The 26772-nt window shown below is 41.9% G+C and carries 26 protein-coding genes and 1 tRNA gene; 17 read left to right on the top strand and 10 right to left on the bottom strand.

The annotated features are described in order from the left end of the window. Positions 1-253: 253 nt before the first annotated feature. Positions 254-1192, bottom strand: coding sequence for a serine hydrolase (locus tag IQ244_RS29885; protein WP_193900312.1), 939 nt, complete (start codon positions 1190-1192; stop codon positions 254-256). A gap of 6 nt (positions 1193-1198) precedes the next feature. Here IQ244_RS29885 and IQ244_RS29880 point away from each other — a divergent pair, with 6 nt between their 5' ends. The 4 genes from IQ244_RS29880 (at position 1199) to IQ244_RS29865 (ending at position 5047) form a co-directional block, all read left to right on the top strand. After that, positions 1199-1903 (top strand): C40 family peptidase, encoded by a 705-nt coding sequence (locus IQ244_RS29880; RefSeq protein WP_193900311.1) that lies wholly within the window; start codon positions 1199-1201, stop codon positions 1901-1903. A gap of 14 nt (positions 1904-1917) precedes the next feature. Further along, a complete protein-coding gene (locus tag IQ244_RS29875; RefSeq protein WP_193900310.1) occupies positions 1918-2937 on the top strand; it encodes a glycosyltransferase family 2 protein in 1020 nt (339 codons plus the stop codon). 53 nt (positions 2938-2990) lie between these two features. Next, the gene (locus IQ244_RS29870; protein ID WP_193900309.1) at positions 2991-3554 is read left to right on the top strand and encodes a Uma2 family endonuclease; all 564 of its coding nucleotides are present in this window, start codon (positions 2991-2993) and stop codon (positions 3552-3554) included. A 257-nt stretch (positions 3555-3811) separates the two neighbouring features. After that, a complete protein-coding gene (locus IQ244_RS29865) occupies positions 3812-5047 on the top strand; it encodes an MFS transporter (protein WP_193900313.1) in 1236 nt (411 codons plus the stop codon). Between the two features lie 43 nt (positions 5048-5090). Here the strand turns inward: IQ244_RS29865 and IQ244_RS29860 are convergent. After that, a tRNA-Arg gene (locus IQ244_RS29860) sits at positions 5091-5164 on the bottom strand. A 37-nt stretch (positions 5165-5201) separates the two neighbouring features. Here IQ244_RS29860 and moaC point away from each other — a divergent pair. Continuing rightward, positions 5202-5711 (top strand): cyclic pyranopterin monophosphate synthase MoaC, encoded by a 510-nt coding sequence (gene moaC / locus IQ244_RS29855; protein WP_193900308.1) that lies wholly within the window; start codon positions 5202-5204, stop codon positions 5709-5711. Between the two features lies 1 nt (position 5712). On the opposite strand, the gene IQ244_RS29850 is transcribed toward moaC, so the two are convergent. Next, on the bottom strand, positions 5713-5910 hold the full coding sequence (locus tag IQ244_RS29850) for a DUF2795 domain-containing protein (protein WP_193900307.1): 198 nt from the start codon (positions 5908-5910) through the stop codon (positions 5713-5715). A gap of 426 nt (positions 5911-6336) precedes the next feature. Here IQ244_RS29850 and IQ244_RS29845 point away from each other — a divergent pair, with 426 nt between their 5' ends. The 9 genes from IQ244_RS29845 (at position 6337) to IQ244_RS29805 (ending at position 15248) form a co-directional block, all read left to right on the top strand. Beyond that, positions 6337-7542, top strand: a complete 1206-nt coding sequence (locus IQ244_RS29845; protein ID WP_193900306.1) for a sigma-54-dependent Fis family transcriptional regulator — start codon at positions 6337-6339, stop codon at positions 7540-7542. Continuing rightward, positions 7532-7915, top strand: coding sequence for a response regulator (locus tag IQ244_RS29840; RefSeq protein ID WP_193900305.1), 384 nt, complete (start codon positions 7532-7534; stop codon positions 7913-7915). Before IQ244_RS29845 ends, IQ244_RS29840 begins: the two co-directional genes overlap by 11 nt. Before the next feature lie 92 nt (positions 7916-8007). Further along, positions 8008-8265 (top strand): 2TM domain-containing protein, encoded by a 258-nt coding sequence (locus tag IQ244_RS29835; RefSeq protein WP_193900304.1) that lies wholly within the window; start codon positions 8008-8010, stop codon positions 8263-8265. Between the two features lie 121 nt (positions 8266-8386). Next, positions 8387-8695: a DUF3181 family protein gene (locus IQ244_RS29830; RefSeq protein ID WP_193900303.1), complete on the top strand. Its 309-nt coding sequence runs from the start codon at positions 8387-8389 to the stop codon at positions 8693-8695. A 65-nt stretch (positions 8696-8760) separates the two neighbouring features. Next, on the top strand, positions 8761-8979 hold the full coding sequence (locus IQ244_RS29825) for a hypothetical protein (protein WP_193900302.1): 219 nt from the start codon (positions 8761-8763) through the stop codon (positions 8977-8979). Positions 8980-9009: 30 nt separating this feature from the next. Continuing rightward, positions 9010-9216: an acetyltransferase gene (locus tag IQ244_RS29820; protein WP_096579244.1), complete on the top strand. Its 207-nt coding sequence runs from the start codon at positions 9010-9012 to the stop codon at positions 9214-9216. Positions 9217-9622: 406 nt separating this feature from the next. Further along, positions 9623-13360, top strand: coding sequence for a CHAT domain-containing protein (locus IQ244_RS29815; protein WP_193900301.1), 3738 nt, complete (start codon positions 9623-9625; stop codon positions 13358-13360). Between the two features lie 1035 nt (positions 13361-14395). Further along, on the top strand, positions 14396-14818 hold the full coding sequence (gene tnpA, locus IQ244_RS29810; protein WP_193900300.1) for an IS200/IS605 family transposase: 423 nt from the start codon (positions 14396-14398) through the stop codon (positions 14816-14818). A gap of 1 nt (position 14819) precedes the next feature. Further along, complete coding sequence (locus IQ244_RS29805; protein ID WP_193900299.1) at positions 14820-15248, top strand: hypothetical protein; 429 nt, start codon at positions 14820-14822, stop codon at positions 15246-15248. A 48-nt stretch (positions 15249-15296) separates the two neighbouring features. Here IQ244_RS29805 and clpB read toward each other — a convergent pair whose 3' ends face one another. The 5 genes from clpB to IQ244_RS29780 all read right to left on the bottom strand — a co-directional run bounded on the left by clpB (position 15297) and on the right by IQ244_RS29780 (position 19751). Then, a complete protein-coding gene (gene clpB / locus IQ244_RS29800; RefSeq protein WP_193900298.1) occupies positions 15297-17915 on the bottom strand; it encodes an ATP-dependent chaperone ClpB in 2619 nt (872 codons plus the stop codon). A 228-nt stretch (positions 17916-18143) separates the two neighbouring features. Beyond that, positions 18144-18581, bottom strand: a complete 438-nt coding sequence (locus tag IQ244_RS29795; protein WP_193900297.1) for an HNH endonuclease — start codon at positions 18579-18581, stop codon at positions 18144-18146. After that, the gene (locus IQ244_RS29790; protein WP_193900296.1) at positions 18568-18975 is read right to left on the bottom strand and encodes an STAS/SEC14 domain-containing protein; all 408 of its coding nucleotides are present in this window, start codon (positions 18973-18975) and stop codon (positions 18568-18570) included. The genes IQ244_RS29795 and IQ244_RS29790 overlap by 14 nt, the downstream gene beginning before the upstream one ends. A gap of 198 nt (positions 18976-19173) precedes the next feature. Continuing rightward, entirely contained in the window at positions 19174-19332 is a 159-nt protein-coding gene (locus IQ244_RS29785) for a YqaE/Pmp3 family membrane protein (protein WP_193900295.1), read from the bottom strand. A gap of 71 nt (positions 19333-19403) precedes the next feature. Continuing rightward, the gene (locus tag IQ244_RS29780) at positions 19404-19751 is read right to left on the bottom strand and encodes a translation initiation factor (protein WP_193900294.1); all 348 of its coding nucleotides are present in this window, start codon (positions 19749-19751) and stop codon (positions 19404-19406) included. A 150-nt stretch (positions 19752-19901) separates the two neighbouring features. Here IQ244_RS29780 and trpB point away from each other — a divergent pair, with 150 nt between their 5' ends. After that, positions 19902-21143 (top strand): tryptophan synthase subunit beta, encoded by a 1242-nt coding sequence (gene trpB / locus IQ244_RS29775; protein WP_193900293.1) that lies wholly within the window; start codon positions 19902-19904, stop codon positions 21141-21143. A 234-nt stretch (positions 21144-21377) separates the two neighbouring features. On the opposite strand, the gene IQ244_RS29770 is transcribed toward trpB, so the two are convergent. Then, a complete protein-coding gene (locus IQ244_RS29770) occupies positions 21378-22088 on the bottom strand; it encodes a mobilization protein (protein ID WP_193900292.1) in 711 nt (236 codons plus the stop codon). Between the two features lie 816 nt (positions 22089-22904). Here IQ244_RS29770 and IQ244_RS29765 point away from each other — a divergent pair. Continuing rightward, positions 22905-24272 carry an NAD-dependent succinate-semialdehyde dehydrogenase gene (locus tag IQ244_RS29765; RefSeq protein WP_193900291.1) on the top strand — a complete coding sequence of 456 codons (1368 nt, stop codon included), beginning with the start codon at positions 22905-22907 and terminating at the stop codon, positions 24270-24272. A gap of 100 nt (positions 24273-24372) precedes the next feature. Beyond that, positions 24373-26016: an acetolactate synthase large subunit gene (locus IQ244_RS29760; RefSeq protein ID WP_193900290.1), complete on the top strand. Its 1644-nt coding sequence runs from the start codon at positions 24373-24375 to the stop codon at positions 26014-26016. Positions 26017-26337: 321 nt separating this feature from the next. Here the strand turns inward: IQ244_RS29760 and IQ244_RS29755 are convergent, their stop codons facing one another. Next, positions 26338-26664, bottom strand: coding sequence for a hypothetical protein (locus IQ244_RS29755; RefSeq protein ID WP_193900289.1), 327 nt, complete (start codon positions 26662-26664; stop codon positions 26338-26340). Between the last annotated feature and the right edge of the window lie 108 nt (positions 26665-26772).

Below are 26772 nucleotides of genomic sequence, written 5' to 3'. Positions count from 1 at the left end.
ATCTAATTCAATCGCTTGCATAACTTTTCGCCGGAAATCATCACTATAAGCTTTTGCCATCGGGATGGGGTAGATGCAATGCTAACTCTTATAGTTTACGTCCTAATCTTTATGGCTATGGCTATACTCCGCAAAATTTGGCAATGCTTCGACTTTAACATCACAAATTTATTTCCTACATCCTGAGAAAGACGTAAGTAGTGAAAATGAAATATTAAAAAATTAAATTACTTTTCAGGTAGTGGGTAAAACCTTACAGATTGCTAATGGCTTCTGCAACTAGTTGAGAGACAAAAGGTAGAATGTCGCGGTTGGTAGCATTGGCTTTACCTTCAGTAAAAACTACTAGCAAATAAGGACGTTGATCCGGTATCTCAATATACGCTGCATCGTGACGCACTTGACTTGTCCAACCTGCCTTTGACCAAATTTGCGCGTTTTGCGGTAAACCACCACCGATAAAACCTGTAATTTGGTCTTCTTCGACGTTTTGAGGTAAATCTTCTGGGTTAAGGCTGCGTTTGAGTAGATTCATCATAGCTTGCGATCGCCCACTCGAAACTGCCACCCCACCGACAATACTATGTACCACACGGGCGATCGCATTTGTCGTCAACATATTGCGATTATCCAGCATCTCCCCATAAAAGGCGCGTTCCCGGCCATAAGGGCCATCACCCCAAGTTTTTTGGCAGACATTTATTGTCTCCATTTCCTCCCAACTCAAGGACTGGTAGTAACGGTTAACAATATGACGCTGTTGTTTCCAAGTTTCAAATGGCCCTGGTGGTAACTCTGGCCCGGAAGTAGTACCAGTTAAAATATCTACCACTAAACTGGTCGCATCATTACTAGAATCAATTATCATATCGCCCAAGGCTCGTTCCAATTCCTTTGAGGTTTGGATCATGCCTTTTTCTAACCACTCATTTACTGCTACCAAGTAAAATAACTTAATTACACTTGCGGGGTAAATCCGTTCCACACCGCGATAAGTAAAACCACGGACTGGGTGATTCCAAAAGGCATTGGGAGTTAAAGCGCCACCAGTATTTACAAGTACTGGCGGATCATAGACAACCCAAGTCAGGGCAATTTGATTTTGGGCTAATGTCGGGAATGTTGCCCAAGTTGCCTCTAAAATGCCATTACCCAAATTTTCGAGTTGTTCGTCTTTTCTAAAGAAAACCATTGAATAATGCTCTCTAATTCAGAATCCCAAATCCTCAATTTGACCGCATCTGAATACCAGTGTCTCGCTAACCTCAACTTATACGATTCTCCAGGATGTACGGGCTTGGCAACTCAAGCTGCTGCTGGGCGACATTTGCAGGTAACATCAAATCATCAGGATACAGCGGTTGAGGTGTATTTATGTGAGGATGATTATCCAGGCTGGGTGTCGTTGGCGGATTTAGGTTTATTACAACCTGCTACTGTACATTATCAGGCTGCAACATTGGCGGAAACTGAAATTAAAAAACTGCTTCCCAACGTGATTGCTTTTGCCCAAAAAGCTATAGAACAACCTAATGAGTATCTTTGGGGTGGGACAGTGGGGCCAAATTATGACTGTTCTGGTTTGATGCAGACGGCGTTTGTCTCGGTGGGAATTTGGCTACCAAGAGATGCTTATCAGCAAGAAGCTTTTGTGCAACCAGTCAAACTGACGGAATTAGAACCAGGGGATTTAGTATTTTTCGGCACACCAGAAAAAGCAACCCATGTCGGGCTTTATTTGGGTGATGGTGCTTATATCCATAGTTCAGGAAAGACTCAAGGACGCAATGGTATAGGGATTGATGTTCTTTCGGAACAGGGAGATGCGGTGAGTCGGTCATATTATCAGCAGCTACGCGGTGCTGGCAAAGTTGTGCAAAGTTACGAACCACAGAGGATCTGAGGACGCGGAGAGTTATGAGGAGTGGGTTGATTCCAGAGAGAATGAGTGAGGAAAATGGCGCGATTTCCGCAAATTTACCTGCGGTGTCGGTAGTAGTACCGGTACGTGATGAAGTAGAAAGTTTACCGCATTTAATCCAGGCGATCGCATCTACTTTATCTGATAGTCAAATCAGTTATGAAATCATCTGTGTTGATGATGGTTCTACAGATGGTTCGGCGGAATTTCTCAAACAACAAGCGCAAATTCGCAGCGATTTAAAAGCGGTAATTCTGCGCCGCAATTATGGCCAAACCGCAGCCATGTCTGCTGGTTTTAACTATGCAGTGGGTAAAGCAGTTGTCACTTTAGATGCTGACTTGCAAAATGACCCGGTTGATATCCCGATGTTATTAGCAAAGTTAGATGAAGGCTACGATTTGGTCAGTGGTTGGCGGCAAAAACGCCAAGATGGCGCGGTGAATCGCTTACTTCCTTCTAAAATTGCTAACTGGCTGATTCGCCGAACAACAAGTGTGTATATTCATGACTACGGCTGTTCTCTCAAAGCCTATCGCTCAGAATTGGTGGCAGATATGCACCTCTACGGCGAATTACACCGATTCTTACCAGCACTGGCATATATTGAAGGGGCAAGAATTACAGAAATGCCCGTGCGTCACCACGCGAGGCGATTTGGTCGCAGTAAGTACGGTATATCCCGGACTTTTCGCGTGTTAATGGATTTGCTAACTATTTTGTTTATGAAAAAGTTCCTCACCCGCCCGATGCACGTTTTTGGTTTATTGGGTTTGATTTCGATGGTTTTGGGTGTGGGAATAGGAATTTATTTGACTTTTGTCAAGTTTGCCTTGGGTGAAATGATTGGTAATCGTCCGTTGCTGATTTTGGCAGTTTTATTATTAGTGACTGGTGTACAGCTATTTTGTTTTGGTCTGTTGGCAGAATTGTTGATGCGTACCTACCATGAATCGCAGGGGAGACCTATCTATCGAGTCAGAGAAGTAGTTGAAAATAAAAATCACCCAACTTGATTTAATGCCTAGTTAACATTAATAATAGGTTTTTTTTTGCCTTTTGACTGATTATGATAGCCTCACCCAACTACATCTCGCCCGAAGAATATCTGCAAATGGAGGAAAAAAGCTCCATTAAACACGAATATATCGATGGACACACATATAAACTAGATGGATCAATAGATTCCCACGTTACAATTACGGGAAATCTTGGTGTACTTTTAAGAAATCACTTACGTGGTTCTGAATGCCGTGTTTATATTCTGGCGATGAAGGCTCGAATTGAATTTTTGAATCGATATTACTATCCTGATGTGATGGTAACTTGCGATTCAAGAGACAAAGAAACACCAGGACATAAAAGATTTCCTTGTTTAATTGTTGAAGTTTTATCTGAATCTACTGAAGCCTTTGACCGTGGTGATAAATTTGCTGATTATCAAACAATAGAAAGCTTAAAAGAGTACGTTTTAATTAATACGAAACGCCAGCGAGTTGAATGTTTGCGACTCAATGATGATGGTTTTTGGGTTTTACAAACATACACATCCCAAGACAAAACCTTTCAACTAAAGAGCATTAATTTTGAAGGAACAATTGCAGAACTTTACGAAGATGTAGTGTTTGAATAACGCTGCAATTATTTCTTTATAAAAGGACTTATTTACAAAACATGATCTGGTGTTGGGTGAAGGTATGATATGGATTTACTGTTTTGTTTTCACTATCTCTTATACGCCTTCACCCAAGCTACTCGCTTCTGCTTTGATACTCCCGGACTTGTCTCAATGTGCTTTAATAGCCATTCGGATACGAGAAGCAGTGGCAAAAAATGTTAACTAACGTAAAAATATTAAAGCAATTATAGTTAGTGTTCTTTGCATCTACCTTGAAAGCTTTTAATACATTTGATGCCGAACTCCGGCGAAACCTGCTGATTTTGTTTGCGGCAGGTTTGTTATTCTGGTCAAGTACAGCCGCTTATTTACCAACTTTACCGCTATACATTCAGGATGTGGGTGGTAGTAAGCAAGAAATTGGCATAGTTATGGGTGGCTTTGCCATTGGGTTGTTGGTGTTTCGTCCGATGCTGGGCAAACTAGCCGACAAGCGTGGGCGTAAACTGGTTTTATTGATTGGACTCACAGTAGCAGCGATCGCACCTCTTGGCTATTTAGTTTTTAAATCTATCCCCTTATTATTCCTGCTACGGATTTTTCACGGTATTAGTATTGCAGCTTTTAGCACTGGCTACAGTGCTTTAGTAGCTGATTTAGCACCTGTGGCTATTCGTGGAGAAATTATTAGTTACATGAGTTTAACTGCACCCATTGGTTTAGCCATTGGGCCAGCAATTGGTGGATATTTACAAGAAAGTTTTGGCTATTCGCAATTCTTCTTGTTTACCGCCGCCATAGCTGTGATTGGAGTATTGTGTGGATTACAAGTCATCAATCCACCATTAAATGCACAATCACAATCGGAACGCCGAAATAGTAATTTTTGGCAAATATTGATGAGTCCAAGGGTGAGAGTTCCATCTGTAGTGATGTTACTGGTAGGGACATCTATCGGTGCTGTGCATGTCTTTGTGTCGTTATTTATTAAATCTACGGAAGTAAATTTTAATGGTGGCTGGTTTTTCACAGTTTCAGCCATTTCTAGTTTTATAATCAGAGTGTTGGCTGGTCGCGCCAGCGATCGCTTCGGTCGAGGTTTGTTTATTACTTTTGGGATTGCTGCATATAGCTTGGCTTGTGCATTACTATGGCAAGCTAACAGCGCCAATGCTTTTTTGATATCTGCCATCGCCGAAGGCTGCGGTGGCGGAACAATATTTTCCATGATGGCTACTATGATGGCAGATCGTTCACTACAACAAGAACGGGGGCGAGTTTTTGCTATTTGTCTGGCTGGATTGGATTTAGGAATTGCGATCGCAGCGCCGATTTTTGGCTACGTCAGCGAGTTTGTCGGCTACCGTAATATGTTTGGGTACAGTGCAGCACTCACGTTTTTAGCACTGCTAGTTTTCCTCACCTTATCAAACAAAAGTCTTACTAGTTCCTTACGCTTTGCGCTGGGTCGCACTGAAGATGTCTATTCGTTGAATAATATTAATTGAAAAAGGAAAAGGCAAAAGAGTTTAACTCTTTTGCCTTTTCATACGGGCGAGGAGGGATTCGAACCCCCGACACCGTGGTCCGTAGCCACGTGCTCTAGTCCACTGAGCTACACGCCCCTGCCAGAAAAATATATTAGCACTATATTCCTAAATCATGCAAGACGATTCTCCAAAAAATTTTTCTGCCGAGTTAAGTCATCTGGATTCCCAAGGACAAGCACAGATGGTAGATGTTTCTGCTAAAGCCTCTACAGTCCGCCAAGCGGTTGCTGTGGCTAGGGTGCGGATGTTGCCAGAAACCTTAGCAGCCATTCAGGCTGGCAATACTCCTAAAGGTGATGTATTAGCCACGGCGCGGATAGCAGGGATTATGGCTGCCAAACAAACAGCGAATTTAATTCCCTTGTGTCATCCCCTACCATTGCAAAAAGTTGCTGTGGAAATTACCCCTGATTTTCAATTACCTGGTTATCACATCCAAGCTACCGTGAAAACCAAAGCGGAAACTGGTGTGGAAATGGAAGCTTTAACTGCCGTTTCTGTGGCGGCATTGACTTTATATGATATGGCAAAAGCTTTGGAAAAGTCGATTCAAATTGAATCAATTCATTTAATTAGTAAAACTGGGGGGAAATCTGGAAATTACTCTGCATCAGAACTATAGGCTATTCAATCTCACCTATGGCTTTGTTGACATCGGTGGGATTGTCAAATTTTTCATCATCTGGCAACTGCTCTAATAATGATAGAACTTTGCGATCTGCCCCCAGCTTTTGAGCGTGTTTAACTAATTCTTCTTTGCTTGCGGGATAGTCAATTCCCTTTAAGTGTTTTTGGATTTCCACTGGGTTTGCTTTAGCCATTTTTGCCACCTACTTTTTATGGTTATTACCATATTTACAAGTGGAGATAATGTCTCCCTCTATCAAATAGGAGAATCATTCATAACACATATAAATTTAAATGTATCTCACATGGTTGATGTATTTTTTTGAATATTTGATATTTCTTATATAATACTTTTTGGTATTTATTAATACTGTTTTAGAAAAATGTTTTTTAAATGGGCAATCTTTTTTAATAGATATAAACGAAGGAGAGATTTTTGATGAGATTAAATAAATATTACAAAAACCTTAATTATGAATAAATAGTTAAGTTTTGCCGATACGGAAATTCACTTATCTTTTAAAATTAGCCAGAAAATTCTCTAGTTATCAAAAAATTGATATAACAGCTTAGGATGAACATATAAAGCTGAACTTGATCAGCAAAGGGGTATTAAAGCTATGTCACCTCAAGAGCTAGATATCTTAGAAGCTCGACGGGTATATAAATCTACTGGTGCCATTCCGGCTCAGATGTTGCGTTCAACTATTTATCGTGCTTGGGAGCGATCGCATTTACTAGGCGCGAACTCTCAAGCTCTCCAAGCCGAAAAGCTGTCAATCTTAGCTACAGAAAGGTTGATAGAGCAAAAGCGGACTTTGATTCAAGTTGCGGCTCCTTATATTCGGATGCTCTCACAAGCGGCTGGTACAGATCGTCATGCAGTTATGTTAGGTGACAGCACAGCGATCGTCCTAGATGTAGTAGGTGACAAACAAACTGTACAAGGGCCAGAACCTTTTCCTGGGCCTGGTTCTTTGTTATCGGAGGCTGTAGCAGGTGCTAATGGTATTGGTACGCCATTAGCAGAAGCAGATTATGTAGAAATTATTAGTGCAGAACATTTCATTGATGGGTTCCATCCGTTTACCTGTCAGGGAATTCCTCTACGTGATGACAGACAGGAAATTCTCGGAGTTTTGAGTATCTCTCTCCGACGCGCAGACGCTAGACAACGGCTGAAAGAAATATTGCTGTGCGCTTCTCATGGAATTGAAGCAGAATTATTAATCGCTAACTTAGAAAAAGATGTTAGTCGGGTTTTAGAGTCCAACCCCAATGAATATCAACCACTGGAAGAATTACGTCAAGATATTGTCCAAGCACATCAGGCTGCACGCTTAAAACTAGAAGTCATTTCGCGGATGGTAGCCGTTAACCGTTTAGATTACGCGATACAATTGCTGCGTCAGGCTGAACAATCAATTCAGATATTTTGTCGCCGTGCGGAAATTTGGCGCAATTTAGCATCTTTCGAGATAGGCACACTCCAACCTGTGTCATTGACTAATAGCATATCCAACTTAGTTGATCTTTTCTCGACGGAAGCTGTGATTCGTCAGGTAGAAGTAGAGACTGACTGGGATAAATCAATCATGGTACTCGCTGATCCAAGAAGCCTATTACGCCAGCTACTGCATTATTTTCTGCAAGCTTTTGATTATGCAGGTAAAGGCGGAACCGTAAAAGTAGTAGTCAAGGAAATTCCTCATTCTGAGTCAGCACAAATCAGTTTTATTGTGAACTCAATTTGTCATATATCTCAATCAACACCGACCTCGCAGGTTTTTTATCTACCAATCATAAAAATTAAAGATGAACAGTAACAATTCAGGAAAGCGAAAAATACTGATTGCCGATGATGATGATGATAGTCGAGCTATGCTGAGTTTTCTTTTAGAGGAGGAAGGTTGGCAAGTCTCAGAAGCTAAAAATGGTGAAGAAGCGATAGAAACAGTCATCAACGAGCAACCAGATTTATTAATCTTAGATAATAGAATGCCAAAACTCACAGGAGTTGAAGTCTACAAGCACCTCCAGGCAAAAGGTGTAAAAATAGCCGTTGTTTTAGCTACAGCACACGGTTATTTAGACGAATTAGCCTCGTCCTTGGGAATTGCTCATTTTATATCTAAACCCTATGACATTCCAGAATTGTTAAAAACTATCGAATCTGCTTACAAAAATTCCTGGGGTTAAAGTTGCGGTTTGGCATTCTGACAAGACGATCGCAACTGCACTCCCAAACACCTTAAAATAATCAAGTGTATTGAAACTTGTAACAAATATTTATGCCTCCTCGTTGGCCTCGCAAACCCGATCGCAGTGACCCTGAATTTCGCAGGTTAGATGACCGCATGAATTTTGCTGTCCATGTCGCTGTAGCTGCCACAATTAACTCTGGTCTTTGGTTCTTTCATATTTTAAAAACAACAGATTGGCAGTGGCTACCGTTATTGACCACAGGCTGGGTAATAGTTTTGTTGGTGCATTTAGTGTATATTGCCGCGATCGCTAACTATTCATCTACACCGCCTAAATCCACCTGAAGACGGACAGTCCATGCTAGGGCTTATGTAACCTGTGGGAGTAGAGTTAGCTTGAGCAATTGAGCGATAATGATTATATAGGCTGAAATCTGGCACTCTTTCTTAATATAGGGTGATTTTTATGGCTAAGACTAACACCGCAGAATTACTAGAAGCCCTAGCATCGGAAATTGGCGAAAATGTCTATATAGATATTGCCAAATGGCATCTTTATTTATCTGATGCCAAATTACATACCGTTGTCGCCGAGCAGTTATATCCTTTAATTACTTCTAACGCTGTCAATGAAGACAGCGTAATTAAAGTATTAGAATCTATACCCGTAAAGATAGGCGGCGGGAGAAGGGAACTAGCATTAATCGATTTACTTCCCCTGCAATGTCAGGTGAATCTGGTTGATATTTTAGAAAAATATCAACGCGAATTCTAATTTTGGGATTTTAATTATTCCATAAATTAATCTTTTAACACCCCTATTTTTAGGAGGTGATAGATATGAATGCCTATAAATTTCACGATGAATACACTCTGGCGGAAACAGTCGATAAGCTAGGAAAAAAAGCCTTAGAGTTACATCTCATCCCTAGCTTTGTGGTGCGTTATTTTCCCGATAGCAGACAATACTACATACCTAACGAACAAGAATCTCAACCGCTGACACCAGAACAAGCATATATGCACTTTAAGAAATTAGTGGAAGCTTCTGGTAAATAATTTTGCACTATCTACTTATGGAGGTTAATTATGTTACTACAAATCAAAGATACGAGTGATTTAGTCAAAATTACTGATATTCAAGAATTAATCGACCCGAATGTGAATATCGTGCATGGAAAAGACCAAAAAGGTCAAGAAGAACAAGATAACGATTCTTTTTCTAAAGAAAATCTCGTTTTTCCTTCCGGTGAAAGTTTACCGCGTTGTTGGTTAGATGCTAACTATCGGGAGTAAAAGCGGCTAAATTTATCGGTGTGCAAGCAATACCGTTTGGTTAAGGCATCTCTTCGTTGAGACAGCAGGGGAGCTTCAGGAGCGGAGGGGCAGAGGAGAGGTTACTGTCAATCCCCCTTGCTGACTTTGATAAAGATGCCAGGAAAGCTTGGCAACAGACCATCAAAATATAGCGGTTCTCGGTTGAATGTAGCACGGTTGTGACCTCTCTCCAAACCTCTCTCCTACAAGGAGAGAGGCTTTGAGTTTTATTCCCCTTCCCTTGTAGGGAAGGGGTTAGGGGTTAGGTTTGTATTCCATTCAACTGCAAAACGCTATAGTATCGATTTTACGTAATCAACCGACTTCTACGTGAATTACTGAGTTAAGTTACCATCAGATTAACTAACCAGTGGTAGAGTTCGTTATGGCGCAAAATTGGTTGCGGATTACTCATCAAGATGACAAAATCCAACTTTCTTGGCAACGGGGATATAAAAGTCCCCGTTTTGCGTCAGAAGTCACCTTTCAGCAACCATTCGATGAAGAAAACGCGGCTGAGTTGCGCTGGTATTTAGAAGATTATCTAAAGTTTCCTTACGGTATTTTTCCAGATAACGCTGTAAAAATTGAACAAAAATTACAGCATTGGGGACAAGAATTATTTGAACTAGTATTTCGCAGCACAGAGAAAGGAAGAGAGTTTTTTCAGGAAGCGACACGGGAAGGGCTAGATAACTGTGAACTGGTCATCATTTCTGATAATGCCGAAGTGCTGAACTTGCCTTGGGAATTGCTATATTCCCCCGATTATCAATTTCTTGCACCTTCACTGGCGGGGATGTATCGCAGTCTCAGCAGTCAGGGCGTAAAAGCACCATTGCCAGCAATGCCCGATGACCAACTGAATATTTTACTAGTTATTGCCCGTCCTTACGATCAGCAAGACGTTGGGTTTAAAACCATTGCCCGTCCACTGCTGGCGGCGCTGCAACCGATACGTCAGCGAGTCAATCTTAAGGTATTGCGTCCCCCTAGCTTGAAAGCATTTGAAGCGGAACTGCAAGCGAATAAAGGTTTTTACCATATCGTCCATTTTGATGGACATGGGAATTTTGACAGCGAGACTCAGGGAGTTTTAGTCTTTGAGGATGAACAGGGAAATGAGCAAGCTGTCAGCGCTAGGGAAATTGCCCAATATTTAACAGATTGTCGTGTGCCTATTTTTGTGCTGAATGCTTGCAAGTCTGGACAAGTAGGCGAAGAAGCATTTTCCTCTGTGGCGGGACAGTTGGTGAAATTGGGCGCTAAGGGTGTAGTAGCGATGGCGTATTCAGTTTACGCCAAAGGTGCAGAACACTTTATTGGGCGGTTGTATGGGGAATTAGTCAGGGGAGAGTGTATCGCTACAGCAGTTGCAGCCGGGCGTAAGTCCATGTCTATTGACAAAATGCGCCCCAGTCCCAAAGGAAATTTACCTTTACAAGATTGGCTTGTGCCGGTGTTATATCAGCAAGAACCCTATACGCCTTTTGTTCCTAAAAAGACAGCACCCAGTTTTGCCGATTTGATGGCGCAAACAGACAACACCCCAGAAACCAGCAAGGCTGTAGGTTTACCTGATGAAAGTGCTTATGGTTTTATTGGGCGGGATTATGAGATTTTGCGTTTAGAGAGAGCATTTCGGCAAAATCATCTGGTTTTGGTGCAGGGAATGGGCGGCGTTGGTAAGACTGAGTTAGCCGCAGGTTTCGCCCGGTGGTTAAATGACACTCAAGGACGTACAGGCGGTATGTTCTTCACCTCTTTTGAACAGGGTGCGGGGTTGAGTCAGGTAATTAACCAAATTGGTAGGGCGTTAGGAGGTGAGAGATTTTCCCAAATGATGCCAGATAAGCAAGAGGATGTGGTGCGGCAATATCTGCAAACTAATCCTTGCTTGTTGATTTGGGATAACTTTGAACCTGTCAATGGTTTCCCTACGGGGAATGAACCATTATTAAGTGGGGAAGAGAGAAACAAGCTGAAGCGGTTTCTTAAGGAATTGCGGGGTGGTAAATCTTGGGTATTAATTACCAGTCGCCACGAAGAAGTTTGGTTGGATTGTGGGTATAGTTTAATCAACTTGCGGGGGTTGTCTCAAGCGGATGCCCAAGAGTTAGCCTCGAAGATTTTGCAAACGGTGGGTGTGGAGAGAAAGAACCTACCAGCAGAGTATTTGGAATTGTTGAAATTGTTGGGGGGACATCCGTTGTCTTTGCGGGTGGTGTTACCGCATTTAAAGATGCAGACACCTGTGCAGTTAATTGAGGCGCTGCGGTGCGGGTTGGATACTTTTAGGGGACAGGAGGAAGAAGAGAGAGAAAAATCTCTTACTGTGTCGTTGGATTATTCCTTTGCCAAGTTGTCAGAACGAACACGTCAGCATTTACCATTTTTGGCGCTGTTTTCGGAATGGGTTGATGCACATTGGCTGCATAGTTTTTCAGCAAGTTCTGATAATGAATTGGGACAAGCTTATCGGGCGGTGTTTGGGGAGAACTTGCAAAAAGCTGATTGGTTACAGATTCTCAATGAAGCCGCCGCAGCAGGTATTGTGGAATATTTGGGTGAGAGCATCTACAAAATTCACCCTGCGTTACCTTGGTATTTGCGGCAGAAGTTGAACCAACAAGTTTGCTTGGGAATGAATGGTGACGCTGAACATACCCGCCTGGGAATTAATTCCCAGGCTAATAGTGAAAGTCCGTTGAAACGGACTGAAGATTCTGGGAGTTTATTATCTAGTCCTCTTGAGAGGACTTCGGCTATGAGCCTCGGAATTGATTCCGAGGCGGTTATGGAGGTGCAACGCAAGATTAACGAACTCGAAAAAAAGTTGCTGATTTTTTACGCTTATTTGGCGGATAGCTACCGTGAGAAACTCATCAGCAAAACAGAAGTAGCAACTTTTGTGCTGCGAGTCGAAGAACCAAATTTGTTGCAAAATCTCCGCCTTGCTGAACATCAGCAGGAATGGGCTTATGCACAATGGATTCTGCAAGCCGTGGGGGATGTGTATAAGCGGATAGGGCGCAAACCCGAATTTAAGTCACTGCGACAACGGACACTGAACCAAATTGGTATTCACTTGGCAGATGCGAAAGCAAAGGGTGAAGATGCTCTGGATTTCTGGATGTATCTGCGGGGTGTAGATGCCAATGAAGCGGCTCAAAGTGCTGACTTGGAAGGAGCAAAGAAAATCTATCAAGAAATTCTGGATGAACTGATAGCTGTAAATGACTCCTCAGTGAATGACAAAATTGCCAGTGTTAATCATAATTTAGGCAATATTGCCCAAGAGCAGAGGCAGTTTGATGTGGCTATTGATTACTACCACAAGGCGCTGAAGATAAAAGAAGATGCTGGGGATTTCTACAGTGCTGCTGATGAATATCACCAACTGGGCATGGTAGCCCAAGAGCAGAGGCAGTTTGATGTGGCTGTTGATTACTACTACCACAAGGCGCTGAAGATAAAAGAAGATGCTGGGGATTTCTACAGTGCTGCTGATGAATATCACCAACTGGGCATGGTAGCCCAAGAGCAGAGGCAGTTTGATGTGGCTGTTGGTTACTACCACAAGGCGCTGAAGATAAAAGAAGATGCTGGGGATTTCTACAGTGCTGCTGGTGAATATCACCAACTGGGCATGGTAGCCCAAGAGCAGAGGCAGTTTGATGTGGCTGTTGATTACTACCACAAGGCGCTGAAGATAAAAGAAGATGCCGGGGATTTGTACAGTGCTGCTAGGCAATATCACCAACTGGGCATGGTAGCCCAAGAGCAACGGCAGTTTGATGTGGCTGTTGATTATTATCAAAAAACCTATGAAGTTTTTGCACAATTCCGTGATTGGTATAAGGCTTCAGCAACATTGGGTAAGTGGGGAAGGGTTTTAGAAGCTCAAGAAAATTACGTTGAGGCTTTGCCAATTTACATTCGTGTTTTAGCAATTGACTTAAAGCATAATCAAGATTGGATTGGTTATCGTATCAATGATTTAGCCCGTATGCTCCAGCAGTTAGGTGAAAGCCAGTTTCAAAGCATTTGGCGCGAGGCGACGGGTAAAGAGTGCGCTGGAGAGGTGCGCGAGGCAATTTGGGCAGTGCGAGATAGGCTGTAACAGTTATCAGTTAACAGTTTTGTTTTTTCTGTGCTAGGGAAGTATTAGTGTTGTTGATTGGGGGGATGATTTTTATTTCACGCAGAGGCTCGGAGGAGAAGAGTTAGAGAAATTGAATTTCTTGATTTTCATCCTAATTTATTGTGATTTGGTTATAAGTTTTGTTTAAGTTGTGGTTGCGAATATATAAGCATTTGCCACAAATGTTGTAAGGTTGTGAACCAACGTTGTTATGTTTTGAATGAATGTTGTAATGTTCTGCACCAACGTTGTCATGTTTTGAACCAACGTTGTTATGTTTTGAATGAATATTGTAAGGTTGTGAACCAACGTTGTAATGTTGTGAATCAACGGCTTAAGGTTGTGAACTAACGACGTAATGTTGTGAACTAACGGCGTAATGTTGTGAATCAACGGCGTAATGTTGTGAATCAACGTACGTCCTAATGGAGAAGCATAATCACCCGCCTAGGGTTATAAACCCCAGGCTCATAGCGTAAGTTGTCTGAAGACAACTAATGAAGATGTCAATGAAATTGATTTATATAAATTATCAGTCCGTTTCAACGGACTTTTGCTATGAGCCTGGGAATTTATTCCTAGGCGGACTTGGCAGATTTACTCATAATAAATACAGAATAGACTATCGACCATACCCGCCTAGGGTTATAAACCCCAGGCTCATAGCGTAAGTTGTCTGAAGACAACTGATGAATATGTCAGTAAAATTAATTTATATAAATTATTAGTCCGTTGAAACGGACTTTTGCTAGGAGCCTGAGAATTAATTCCTAGGCGGACTTGGCAGATTTACTCATAATAAATACAGAATAGACTATCGACCATACCCGCCTAGGGTTATAAACCCCAGGCTCATAGCGTAAGTTGTCTGAAGACAACTAATGAAGATGTCAATAAAATTAATTTATATAAATTATCAGTCCGTTTCTGAGAATTAATTACTAGGTGGAGTTGGCAGATTTACTTTAAAGAAAATACAATCGATAAATTCTCTCTTATACCGAAAAATATATCATGGCTTTTTGGCGGCTTTATTATCATCTTATCTGGGCAACCAAAGAACGCCAACCTCTGATTACGCATGATAAAGAAGCTGAACTTTATAATTATATTATTGGGAAAGCTGATTTTCTTAATAGTATTATTCATGCGATTGGCGGCATTGAAGACCATATCCATTTAATAGCTTCAATACCACCTAGTTTATCTATAGCTGATTTTGTCAAAAATATTAAAGGTAGTAGCACGCATTTTTTAAATCAAAATTATCATATATCAAATAATGCAATTATTTTTGGTTGGCAGCGCGGATATGGTGTATTGTCATTAGGTAGTAAGCAGTTAGACAATGCTGTTTCTTATGTGAGAAACCAAAAAAATCATCATTCTCAAGGAACAGCGATCGCATCTTTAGAAAAGCATGACGATGAGGCATGATATGACTACTCAATTATCCCCCACCGAAATTCAAGAATTACAACAAATTATCGAAGATGAGCAAGCACAAAAAGCACTCGCTACTCTACAGCAAAATAACGGTGATTTAGAAACTAGTTTTGATGAACTTTGGCAAGAGCAATTTGGTAAAGCAGCTTTCGGTCAAAATAAATCTCTATTACAATTGACCCTAAATGAAATTCGCGCGGAAATATGCGGCGATGATGGGTTACAAGGCAAAATTAAAGAATATACGAAAAACCCTGGTAGTGCTGCTTTACTTAATAGTATTATTGGCTCATTGGTAACTGTGGCGGCTGTTCATGGTATTCCGATTGATGCAGCGATCGCTACAATTGTAGTCTTATATATCCTCAAAATCGGCATTAACGTTTTCTGCAAATATACAGAACCAGATAACAACCCATAAAAAAACGCAAAGGCGAACCTCTGCGTTTTTTAGTGAAATAATCTTAAATTAGCTGCTAAATACTTCCACAGGTAAACGACTAAACGCCAAGCGTTCATTCTGCACATCGACAAAGATGGTGTCGCCGTCGTGGAATTCGCCGCGGAGGATGGCTTTAGCGATTTGTGTTTCTAACTCGCGTTGAATTGCGCGTTTGAGTGGACGTGCGCCAAATACGGGGTCGTAACCGACTTCTGCTAAGAAATCCAGCGCCGCATCGGCGAGTTTGAGAGATATTTTGCGATCGCTCAATCTTTCTCTTAATCTTCCTACTTGCAACTGCACAATATGGCGCAGTTCTTTTTTATCTAAGCTGTGGAAGATGATCAGTTCATCAATCCGGTTGAGAAATTCTGGTCGGAAGCTGTTCCGCATCGCCTCCATGACTCGATGGCGCATCTCGTCGTAACGGGAGTTATCCCCAGCAATATCAAGAATGAACTGGGAACCGATGTTACTGGTCATGATAATAATTGAGTTCTTGAAGTCTACAGTATGACCTTGGGCATCGGTGACGCGTCCATCATCGAGAATTTGCAGGAAAATATTAAATACATCGGGGTGGGCTTTTTCGATTTCGTCAAACAAAATCACGGAGTAGGGACGACGACGGATTGCTTCGGTGAGTTGTCCGCCTTCTTCGTAACCCACATATCCAGGAGGTGCACCAATTAACCGCGACACGGCGTGTTTTTCCATGTACTCAGACATATCAATTCGCACCAGTGCATCTTCGGTGTCGAACATATATCCGGCTAAGGCTTTGGCTAACTCGGTTTTACCTACCCCTGTAGGGCCGAGGAAAACAAAGCTGGCGATGGGACGATTGGGGTCAGCTAATCCCGCGCGCGATCGCTGAATTGCATCGGCGACGGCTGTCACAGCTTCATCTTGACCAATTACCCGCTGATGTAGTTCGTCTTCTAAATGCAGCAGTTTTTCTTTCTCTGATTCCACTAACTTGCTGATGGGAATTCCTGTCCATTTAGAAATAACTTCCGCAATATCAGATTCCGTGACTTCTTCCCGCAGTAGAGATTTACCACTTCTTTGGGCGTTAGCTAATTCACTTTCCGCTACTTGTAGTTGGCGATGTAAATCAGTTAAATTGCCATATTTCAGTTCCGCTGCGCGGTTGAGGTCGTAGTTTCTTTCAGCTTGCTGAATTTCTAAGTTAACTCGTTCAATTTCTTTTTTAACAGACTGAATTTTGTCGATAATATCTTTTTCTGACTGCCATTGAGTGTTGAGTGTTCTTTGTTCTTCTTTGAAATCAGCAATTTCTTTTTCGAGTCTTTCTAGACGTTCACGAGATGCTGCATCACTTTCTTTTTTCAAAGATAGTCTCTCCATTTCTAATTGGAGAATTTTGCGATCGATTTCGTCAAGTTCTTCCGGTTTGGAGGTAATTTCCATCTTCAACCGGGCGGCGGCTTCGTCTACCAAATCAATAGCTTTATCTGGTAAAAAGCGATCGCTAATATATCGACTCGAAAGTTGCGCCGCTGCTACTAAAGCACTATCGGAAATCTTCACCCCGTGGTGGTTTTCGTAACGTTCCCGCAAGCCGCGCAATATGGAAATCGTATCTTCAACGCTGGGCTGATCGACATAAACTTGTTGGAAGCGTCTTTCTAAAGCGGCATCTTTTTCGATATATTTACGATACTCATCTAAAGTTGTCGCCCCAATACAACGCAACTCGCCCCGCGCCAACATCGGTTTTAATAAGTTTCCCGCATCCATCGCCCCTTGGGTTGCACCCGCACCGACAACGGTATGAATTTCATCAATAAATAGAACAATATTCCCGCCAGATTCGGTAACTTCTTTTAAGACTGCTTTCAGGCGTTCTTCAAATTCCCCCCGGAATTTTGCCCCCGCAATCAAAGCACCCATATCTAAAGCGATGAGTTTGCGGTCTTTCAGGGATTGGGGAACATCACCCGCGACGATGCGTTGGGCGAGTCCTTCGGCGATCGCAGTTTTACCCACCCCAGGTTCCCCAATCAACACCGGGTTATTTTTGGTACGGCGGGAGAGAATCTGGACGGTACGGCGAATCTCATCATCTCGCCCAATCACCGGATCAAGTTGACCTTTGCGGGCGGCTTCGGTGAGGTCACGTCCATATTTTTCCAGTGCTTCGTATTTACCTTCTGGATTTTGGTCGGTCACTTTCTGGCTCCCACGAATTTGTTTAATAATGTTTTTCAGCTTGCCTTCGTCTAAACCGAATTCTTGGAGTAGACCTTTGCCAAAACGGTCATCTTTGGCATAACCCAGCAATAAATGTTCAATAGAAATATATTCGTCTTTAAAATCTTTGCGATAGTTATCAGCCCTATCTAACAGGGTATCTAAACTGCGTCCCAAAAACACAGAACTACTTGTACCAGATACCCTTGGCTGACGTTGGAGAAATTGATCAGTGCGATCGCGGACTTTTTGCAGATTCGCACCTGCTTTGGTTAAAATACTGCTGGCTAAACCTTCTTGTTCTAGCAGTGCTTTGAGCAGGTGTTCGCTTTCGATTTGTTGTTGGTGATATTGTTTAGCAATATCTGGCGTGTGGGCGATCGCTTCCCAGGCTTTTTCGGTAAATTGGTTAGGATTAGTAGGTTGCATAGGCCTTTTGAATAACCACTCCAAAGATGAGGCGCAGAGAAAACAAATTCTTATATGGTTATTGTATGAAGCAGAGCGCAACTAACTAGATCGGTCTTCACGTCTTGAGGAAGTAGTATTATTACCTGAAAAATTAACATCTTTCCCACACATAGTGCTGCGTCGTTGAGATATGGCAAAAATTGTCACAAGGCGCACCAGAGGTGGAACAAATAGTCAAAATTATGATCAATCATTAACACTCGCTGGAGGATGTTCGCCCATTGCGTATAATACTCGGCGCAAATTCACAACTCCTTCTCGATTCAACTGTAGTGTTTCTACCGTAGCTCTTCCTGTTGGAGTCACACCAATAACTAATGTAAAATCATTATTCCAGGCAAAATTTTCATTCCATAATTGTTGACGTGGGTGATACAAAGGTACAGTTTCACCAGTTACTGGGTCACAACCTTGGATTTTATTATATTTGTGATTGTTACAACCCTGACAAGAAAGAGCTAAATTATCTAGATTTGTTTCTCCACCTTGACTCTGGGAAATAATATGCTCGGCAGAAAAAGCTTGAATAGCAAAGCGTTCTTGGCTTCTACAATATTCGCAACACCCATTAGCTCGCTGAACCACGAACTTTTTTTGCCGCGCTGTCACTCTATTTTCCGACATGATTTGTTGAGTGAATGCCTAAATGTTCCATTAAAGTAGTTAGTGGAATCCCCCGCAAATGTGCTAAATCGGCTAAATTTTCTATACGCTGTGCTTGGATTTTTTCTATTTGCTCAGTTAATAGCAATAATTTTTCATACTCATCTTCTGTGAGAGTTTCATCATCTCGTTTAGCAATTAATTCTTTGTAATCTCTCTGAATATTTGGAGAAATACCTTGATTGATTTTGAGTAATAATTCCGCTTCTGCTTGCGGGAGTCCAGTCGCTTTACGTTGCGCTTGTAAAACAATAACTTGCGATACAAATTGTTCTAATTCAGACAAGTTTAATTGCTCAACTGCTTTGAGCAATTCTTCCGAAGATAATTGTACTTCAACTTTAACGCTTGACATTATCTGCCTTATGTCTGCTAATTTCTTAGTAATTTGAGCTTACGACTCCAACAAACATCTTTGGATGAGCGATCGCTTTCAACAGTCATCAGTGATAGCGTCGATTGTGACAATTTGGGCTAAAAAATTAAGGTGCAATCACCCAAATCAACCCCTTGATTAAAAGCGATCGCTCAGTCATAAATTGATTCAATTACATTATTTTCTAGCGATTATCCAAACTGCATGTACAATCCCCGGAACATACCCCAGAAATGTCAAAAGGATATTAATCCAAAAATCTTTCCCCAAACCTACTTGTAGAAATACTCCCAAAGGTGGGATAAAAATCGCCGCTAAAATTCTAATTAAGTCCATTTCAGCCTCCTGTCACTCTTGATTGATACTCCTCAACAATAACATTGCCAAAATGTGGTTAATTTGCTTCCTCAACCGCCACTGAGTTTGGCTTTGTAACCTAGTTTGGTGACAATCTCCAACATTTTCTGCTTGTGTTCACCTTGAATTTCAATCGTGTTCTCTTTGACTGTCCCACCAGTACCGCATTGCGTTTTCAACTGCTTGACTAAATCGGCTAAAGTTTCCGGCTTGCTTTGAAACCCTGTAATCACTGTGACTGTTTTACCCTTGCGTCCAGTGCGAGTTGCTTGGATTCTCAAGTTTTGTTGTTGTGGCGGTAGTTCGAGAATTGGTCTTTCGGTAGCAGCGGAGTTACCGTTACCAAATTCCTGATAGATAATTTTGTTATCAGACGAGTTGGATTTAGAAGCAGACATACAAAATTGCGGTAGTGATCAGTTCTACTAAATCTATTATGATGTGAGACTTCTGTAATTACGAATTACGAATTACAAATTGCGAATTGTGCTTATCTGCTGGAGAATACCTATAATTAATGAAGTCTTTACTTGTGATCATATCCTTCCGTGACTACTACTCCCCTTTCTCCAAATTCTTCCACAACTGCTCAGGTTCCCGATACACAAGGACGCTTTGGACGCTTTGGCGGTAAGTACGTCCCGGAAACGCTGATGCCTGCTTTAGCTGAATTAGAAACAGCTTATCAGCAATATCGCAATGCTCCAGAGTTTCAAGCAGAACTCCAACAACTCCTGCGGGATTATGTGGGACGCGCTACACCGTTGTATTTTGCTGAACGTCTGACTGCTCATTATGCCCGACCTGATGGTACCGGGGCGCAGATTTATTTAAAGCGAGAAGATTTAAATCATACAGGCGCACACAAAATTAATAATGCCCTCGGTCAGGTATTGTTAGCCAAGCGCATGGGTAAGAAAAGGATTATTGCTGAAACTGGTGCTGGACAGCATGGTGTTGCTACAGCCACAGTTTGCGCCCGATTTGGCTTGGAATGCGTAATTTACATGGGCGTTCACGATATGGAACGTCAAGCTTTGAATGTGTTTAGAATGCGGTTGATGGGGGCTGAAGTCCGGCCAGTGGAGGCGGGTACAGGTACGCTTAAAGATGCCACTTCAGAAGCGATTCGGGATTGGGTAACGAATGTCGAAACAACTCACTACATCCTCGGTTCCGTAGCTGGCCCCCATCCTTACCCGATGATGGTGCGAGATTTCCACGCAGTTATTGGCCAAGAAACTCGCGCCCAAGCTTTAGAAAAGTGGGGCGGTTTACCGGATATTCTCTTGGCTTGTGTGGGTGGCGGTTCCAATGCAATGGGGCTGTTCTATGAGTTCGTCAAAGAATCATCTGTGCGGTTAATTGGGGTAGAAGCTGCCGGTGAAGGTGTGAATACAGATAAACACGCTGCCACCTTGACAAAAGGACGAATTGGTGTATTGCATGGAGCAATGAGCTATCTGCTGCAAGATGAAGATGGACAAGTCACCGAGGCGCACTCAATTAGTGCTGGGTTGGATTATCCCGGTGTAGGGCCAGAACACAGTTATTTAAAAGATATTCATCGGGCTGAATACTACAGTGTGACAGACGCAGAGGCTTTAGCCGCATTCCAAAAACTCTCGCGTTTAGAAGGAATTATCCCAGCATTGGAAACCTCCCATGCGATCGCCTATCTCGAAACTCTCTGTCCCCAACTCAGCGGTAGTCCCCGAATTATTATTAACTGTTCTGGACGCGGTGACAAAGATGTGCAAACTGTAGCCAAATTTCTAATTCCCCAGTAGTCAATTTATTTTGCCAGGGTGTAATCAACAACACCCTGATACAATTTTCCGTGAAGCTGCATCTCGCGCCAGTGTTTTCTCTGGTTGCACTTGCTATCTTGGTGAACACTTGTGATTGGGGGAGTTTTTGAACGCAAAGTTAAGGTATGTACCTTTTTTGTTCTTCGGTTACTTTAGAAGAATTAACTATTAACCCATAACAAATGACAAGTGACAAATGATCATTGACTCATTTCAAGCTTGCTTCACTTCTTCATACCAAATGCCGACTTTTTCAAAAGCAGCATAAGCTAACTTGAGAAAATGCACGACTCGCTGTTTACTGAGAATGCCAAATTCTTTATACTCTCGTGCTTCTGAGAAGGTCATACGAGTTTGGTCGATGATATTTCTTTCCTTGTATGCCAACTTGGGAAAATCCACCACTTGAACGCTATGCTTCTGCACTAACTGTTGCATATTTGGGTCAGAATCAACGTGTTCCCAGTCGTCACACAGTCCACAATTTCTGACGAGGACATGGGGAACTTTATCACCATAGCTATTTATAGACTGGACAAACAAATTTAGGCTGTCATAGCCGCCTGTAGTCACAAACCACTTACAAAAACTTACTCCTTCCGCGCTTCCTAGTTCGAGTAACTGGTTTTTATCAATCCAGTTTTTGACGGCGCGATGGCTTTGGGCGGCGAGATTGACAATTACAGGCTTAGACATTGCCATCTCAAAGATTCTATCGGCTTTGTCGGCTTGGCGTTCATCTTCAGTAAATACAGCATACTGACACATCCCTTTATAAACACCAGCTACATCAGGATTTGATCTATCTGTCTCTATCGGTACAAAGGGAATTTTCTTATCCAGACAATATTGAATCATTGTCCGAGTGACTAAAGACTTTCCCACCCCACCCTTTTCACCATCTATTAAATGAATTGTTGGCATAATAGCTACCCCTAATACTGATTGAAGTTATAACAGAAGGCAGAAGGAAAAGTCTTACTATTCCTGGCATTTAAGCTTTCAAGTTGTCTTAACATATCTGACTACCGCTGTATTTAAAATATCTGCGTGTGCTTTGGACGCTTTTGCTGTCTTCCGCTGCAACTTTTATACCATCTGTTGAGAAATACTGCTGGTTTTTCGGGAAATTAGCGTTTATCTATAGGGATTTTTTTCTAGACTTTGTGCGTGCCATATCATCGGTTAGGCTCAAAATTTAAATAATCCTAGCATCAAAGGCTGACAAGCTTTCGATACAAACTTTTACATTAGCCTTTGGGGAGAAATTGGGGAAACGAACCCAGAAAAAGTTGAAAAGAGGAATAAAAGTGTCCTGGGTTTTTTTCTCCAAATCAAATATGAGTCCTATTCCAGTGATGAAAAAGTCAAATAGGAATAACATAGTAGCGCCTTTGGTTTTTCGGTGCTATCGTAAAAACCTGGCTTTGTATGAGGTTGTTTGCTCAATTATTTGACGATCGCTCACACAAAAATTATTCATCGATGGCACAATGTCTAGTAGTTTTTGCCTAGTACTTGTGTCGAAAAAAGATTACCGATAACTGAATTTAATCTTGGTAAGATTTACCTAAAAATACAGTCAATTATTGTATCTATTGTTATATGTTTAATTGCGAAATTGTAATATTAAGCGCCCAATTATTAGGGAGAAGTCTACAATTTTGATGGTAGCTTCTATAACTGAATTGTGTAAAAATAGGCGGCTACCTCAAGCTATTTTTTAACGGGGGTCAGGCAATGGCTATCGCCACCATCAATCCCGCCACTGGGGAGACGCTCAAAAGTTTTGAGCCACTCAAAGATGCAGAAATTGCCGCTAAACTAGATTTGGCAAATCAAGCTTTTGAGCAATACCGCAAGACGAGTTTCGCACAGCGATCGCAATGGTTACAAAAAGCTGCACAAATTTTAGACCAAGAAAAAACAGACTTTGCTAAAGTAATGACGCTGGAAATGGGTAAACCATATAAAGCCGCGATTTCTGAAGTGGAAAAATGTGCCGCTGTTTGTCGCTATTATGCCGAAAATGCCGCTGATTTTTTGGCTGATGTAGAGGTAAAAACTGATGCCAGTCATAGTTTTGTACGCTATCAACCAATGGGGATAATTTTGGCAGTTATGCCGTGGAATTTTCCCTTTTGGCAAGTGTTTCGGTTTGCTGCGCCTACGCTGATGGCTGGTAATGTGGGTTTATTAAAACACGCGTCTAATGTACCGCAATCTGCTTTAGCAATTGCCGAAATTTTTCAACGGGCTGGTTTTCCTGAAGGTGTCTTTCAAACTTTATTAATCGGTGCGGCAAAAGTTGCCGATATCATTTCTGATGACCGAGTAAAAGCGGCAACTTTAACAGGAAGTGAACCAGCGGGCGCATCTTTAGCCGCCACGGCTGGTAAACATATTAAAAAAACTGTTCTGGAATTGGGAGGAAGTGACCCGTTTATTGTTTTAGCTAGTGCTGATATAGAAACAGCAGTGGCTACAGCTACCGCCGCAAGGATGTTAAATACTGGGCAATCTTGTATTGCAGCGAAACGTTTTATTGTGGAAGAAGCGATCGCTGATCGATTTGAGAAGTTGCTATTAGATAAATTCCTGGCGTTGAAAGTCGGCGACCCTATGCAACCAGATACCGATTTAGGGCCACTAGCCACACCAGATATTCTCCAAGATTTAGATCAGCAAGTCCAAGTTGCTAAAAACAGTGGTGGAAAAGTCTTAACTGGTGGGTATCCTATGTCAGACCGTCCAGGGAACTTTTATCCACCAACTATCATCACAGATATTCCCCTTGACGCGCCGATTGCCCAAGAAGAATTTTTTGGCCCGGTAGCTTTGTTATTCCGGGTTCCAGACATTGATGCTGCAATTAAACTGGCGAATGCTACACCCTTTGGCTTAGGTGCAAGTGCTTGGACAAACAACGACCAAGAACGCGATCGCCTGATTAGCGAAATTGAAGCTGGTGCAGTATTTATCAACGGTTTGGTCAAATCTGACCCCCGCTTGCCTTTTGGCGGTATCAAACGTTCTGGGTATGGCCGAGAATTAAGCATTCAAGGCATACAAGAGTTTGTCAATGTTAAAACTGTTTGGGTGAAATAGTAGGAAAGTCTGAAGTTTGAAGTATGAAGTCTAAAATCAGATCTCATACTTCAAAAAGTCTGCGTTTCCTATTTCGTGCATCGCTATTGAGGAAATTAAAATGAATACAGCAGAATTATTAGTCAAGTGTTTAGAAAATGAAGGGGTCGAATATGTTTTTGGACTCCCTGGAGAAGAGAATTTACACGTTTTAGAAGCATTAAAACATTCTTCAATTAAATTTATTACGACTCGTCATGAACAAGGTGCGGCTTTCATGGCTGATGTCTACGGACGCTTAACCGGGAAAGCTGGGGTTTGCCTTTCCACCCTTGGCCCTGGGGCAACAAATCTGATGACTGGTGTGGCTGATGCTAACCTTGATGGTGCGCCTTTAGTGGCCATTACTGGGCAAGTGGGAACCGATAGAATGCACATTGAATCTCACCAATATTTAGATTTGGTGGCGATGTTTGCCCCAGTAACTAAGTGGAATAAGCAGATTGTTCGCCCCAGCATTACACCAGAAGTAGTGCGAAAAGCCTTCAAGCGATCGCAAACCGAAAAACCTGGCGCAGTCCACATAGATTTACCAGAAAATATTGCCGCTATGCCCGTTGAAGGTAAGCCTTTGCGGCTAGATAAAATTGAAAAAACCTATGCTTCTTTTGCCAGCATCCGCGCCGCCGCCGCCACCATATCTCAAGCGGTGAATCCATTAATCTTAGTCGGTAATGGTGCAATTCGCGGTCAAGCTAGTGATGCCGTGACGCAATTTGCCACGCAAATGAATATACCTGTGGCGAATACATTCATGGGTAAAGGTGTGATTCCTTACACCCATCCTTTAGCTTTATGGTCTGTAGGATTACAGCAACGGGACTTCATTACCTGCGGCTTTGACAATACAGATTTAGTCATTGCGATCGGCTATGATTTGATTGAATTTTCCCCGAAAAAATGGAACCCTGAAGGCACAATTCCCATTGTGCATATTAGTACAGCTGCGGCGGAAATTGATAGTAGCTATATTTCTAATGTCGAAGTTATCGGCGATATTTCTGACTCTCTATCAGAAATTTTAAAAGTAGCCGATCGCCAAGGTAAACCTAATCCCTACGCCATCACATTACGTGGCGAAATTCGGGCTGATTATGAACAATATGCCAATGATGAAGGTTATCCCATTAAGCCGCAAAAATTAATTTATGACTTGCGGCAAGTTATGGGGCCAGATGATATCGTTATCTCTGATGTTGGCGCACATAAGATGTGGATGGCGCGTCATTATCATTGCCATAGTCCCAATACTTGCATTATTTCTAACGGTTTTGCGGCGATGGGTATTGCTATTCCTGGTGCTTTAGCAGCCAAACTAGTTTATCCTAACCGCAAAATTGTTGCGGTAACGGGTGACGGTGGCTTTATGATGAATTGCCAAGAATTAGAAACAGCTTTGCGTGTCGGTACTCCCTTTGTCACCTTAATCTTTAATGATGGTGGCTATGGCTTAATTGAATGGAAACAAGAAAACCATTTTGGCAAAGGTAATTCATCCTTTGTGCATTTCGGTAATCCTGATTTTGTCAAATTCGCTGAAAGCATGGGTTTAAAAGGTTATCGAGTGGAATCTAGTCTCGACCTTATACCTATACTCAAAGAAGCCTTAGCCCAGGATGTACCCACCGTCATTGATTGTCCTGTAGATTACAGAGAAAATCGTCGCTTTACCCAAAAAGCTGGTGAGTTGAGTTGTGGCGTGTAATTAGCCAGTGTTGAGGGGCGCATCCCACTATTTTGGATGTCATTGCGAAGGAAACGAAGTGGCGCAAAGCAATTGAAAAACCTTTCCACTAAAAGACAGTCCATCCGACTACTACTTTTTGAGAAAGCTTCACCAACGTCTTTCCGCCTCGCAATGACACAATTATGCAGTTACCAGATAATACCTGTATCCCAGTTTTTCTGATGTTTGGGAAAAAACAATTCAACTTTTATGACAACTTGATTTAATTGAGCAAGTGGCAGAAATTTATCACTTTTAGGTAGATTTAATTCGATGTTAGTTTACCCAGTCAATGAATATTTATCTTGTTTGATTCTGTAAAGTCCGTAATTCTTCTACTAGATAATCTTCTAGTTCTTGTTTTTCTCTACTACTAGCTCTGCGTTGATAAGTTCTACCTGTTTCTTGAATAAACTTGCGTTTCTCTAATTGGGAACCTTTGGCTTTACTTCCTGCTTGTTGCAAATTTTTTTGTAATTCTTCCCAAGTTTTTTCTCCGATACTTTCACCTAGTTTTTGCAATGCTTGAGGTAATAATGCTTTAGCTTCTCTGTGGAAGTCTTCGTCTGTTTCTAGGGCATTTACATCTATATTACTAAAGTCAATATCAATTTGAAATTTACTCATTAATTTTTTCAAAAAAACAACTTATTAATTATTGCATACAGTCATAGATTTGAAATGATTTATAGCCTTTCCGACTCTGGGGAGGTACAAAATTACCCCTCCCAAACC

It is taken from the genome of Nostoc sp. LEGE 06077, assembly GCF_015207705.1.
Classification (GTDB): Bacteria; Cyanobacteriota; Cyanobacteriia; order Cyanobacteriales; family Nostocaceae; genus Nostoc_B.
The sequence above is the reverse complement of the archived record's forward strand: the minus strand, read 5'-3'. Positions and strand labels throughout refer to the sequence as shown.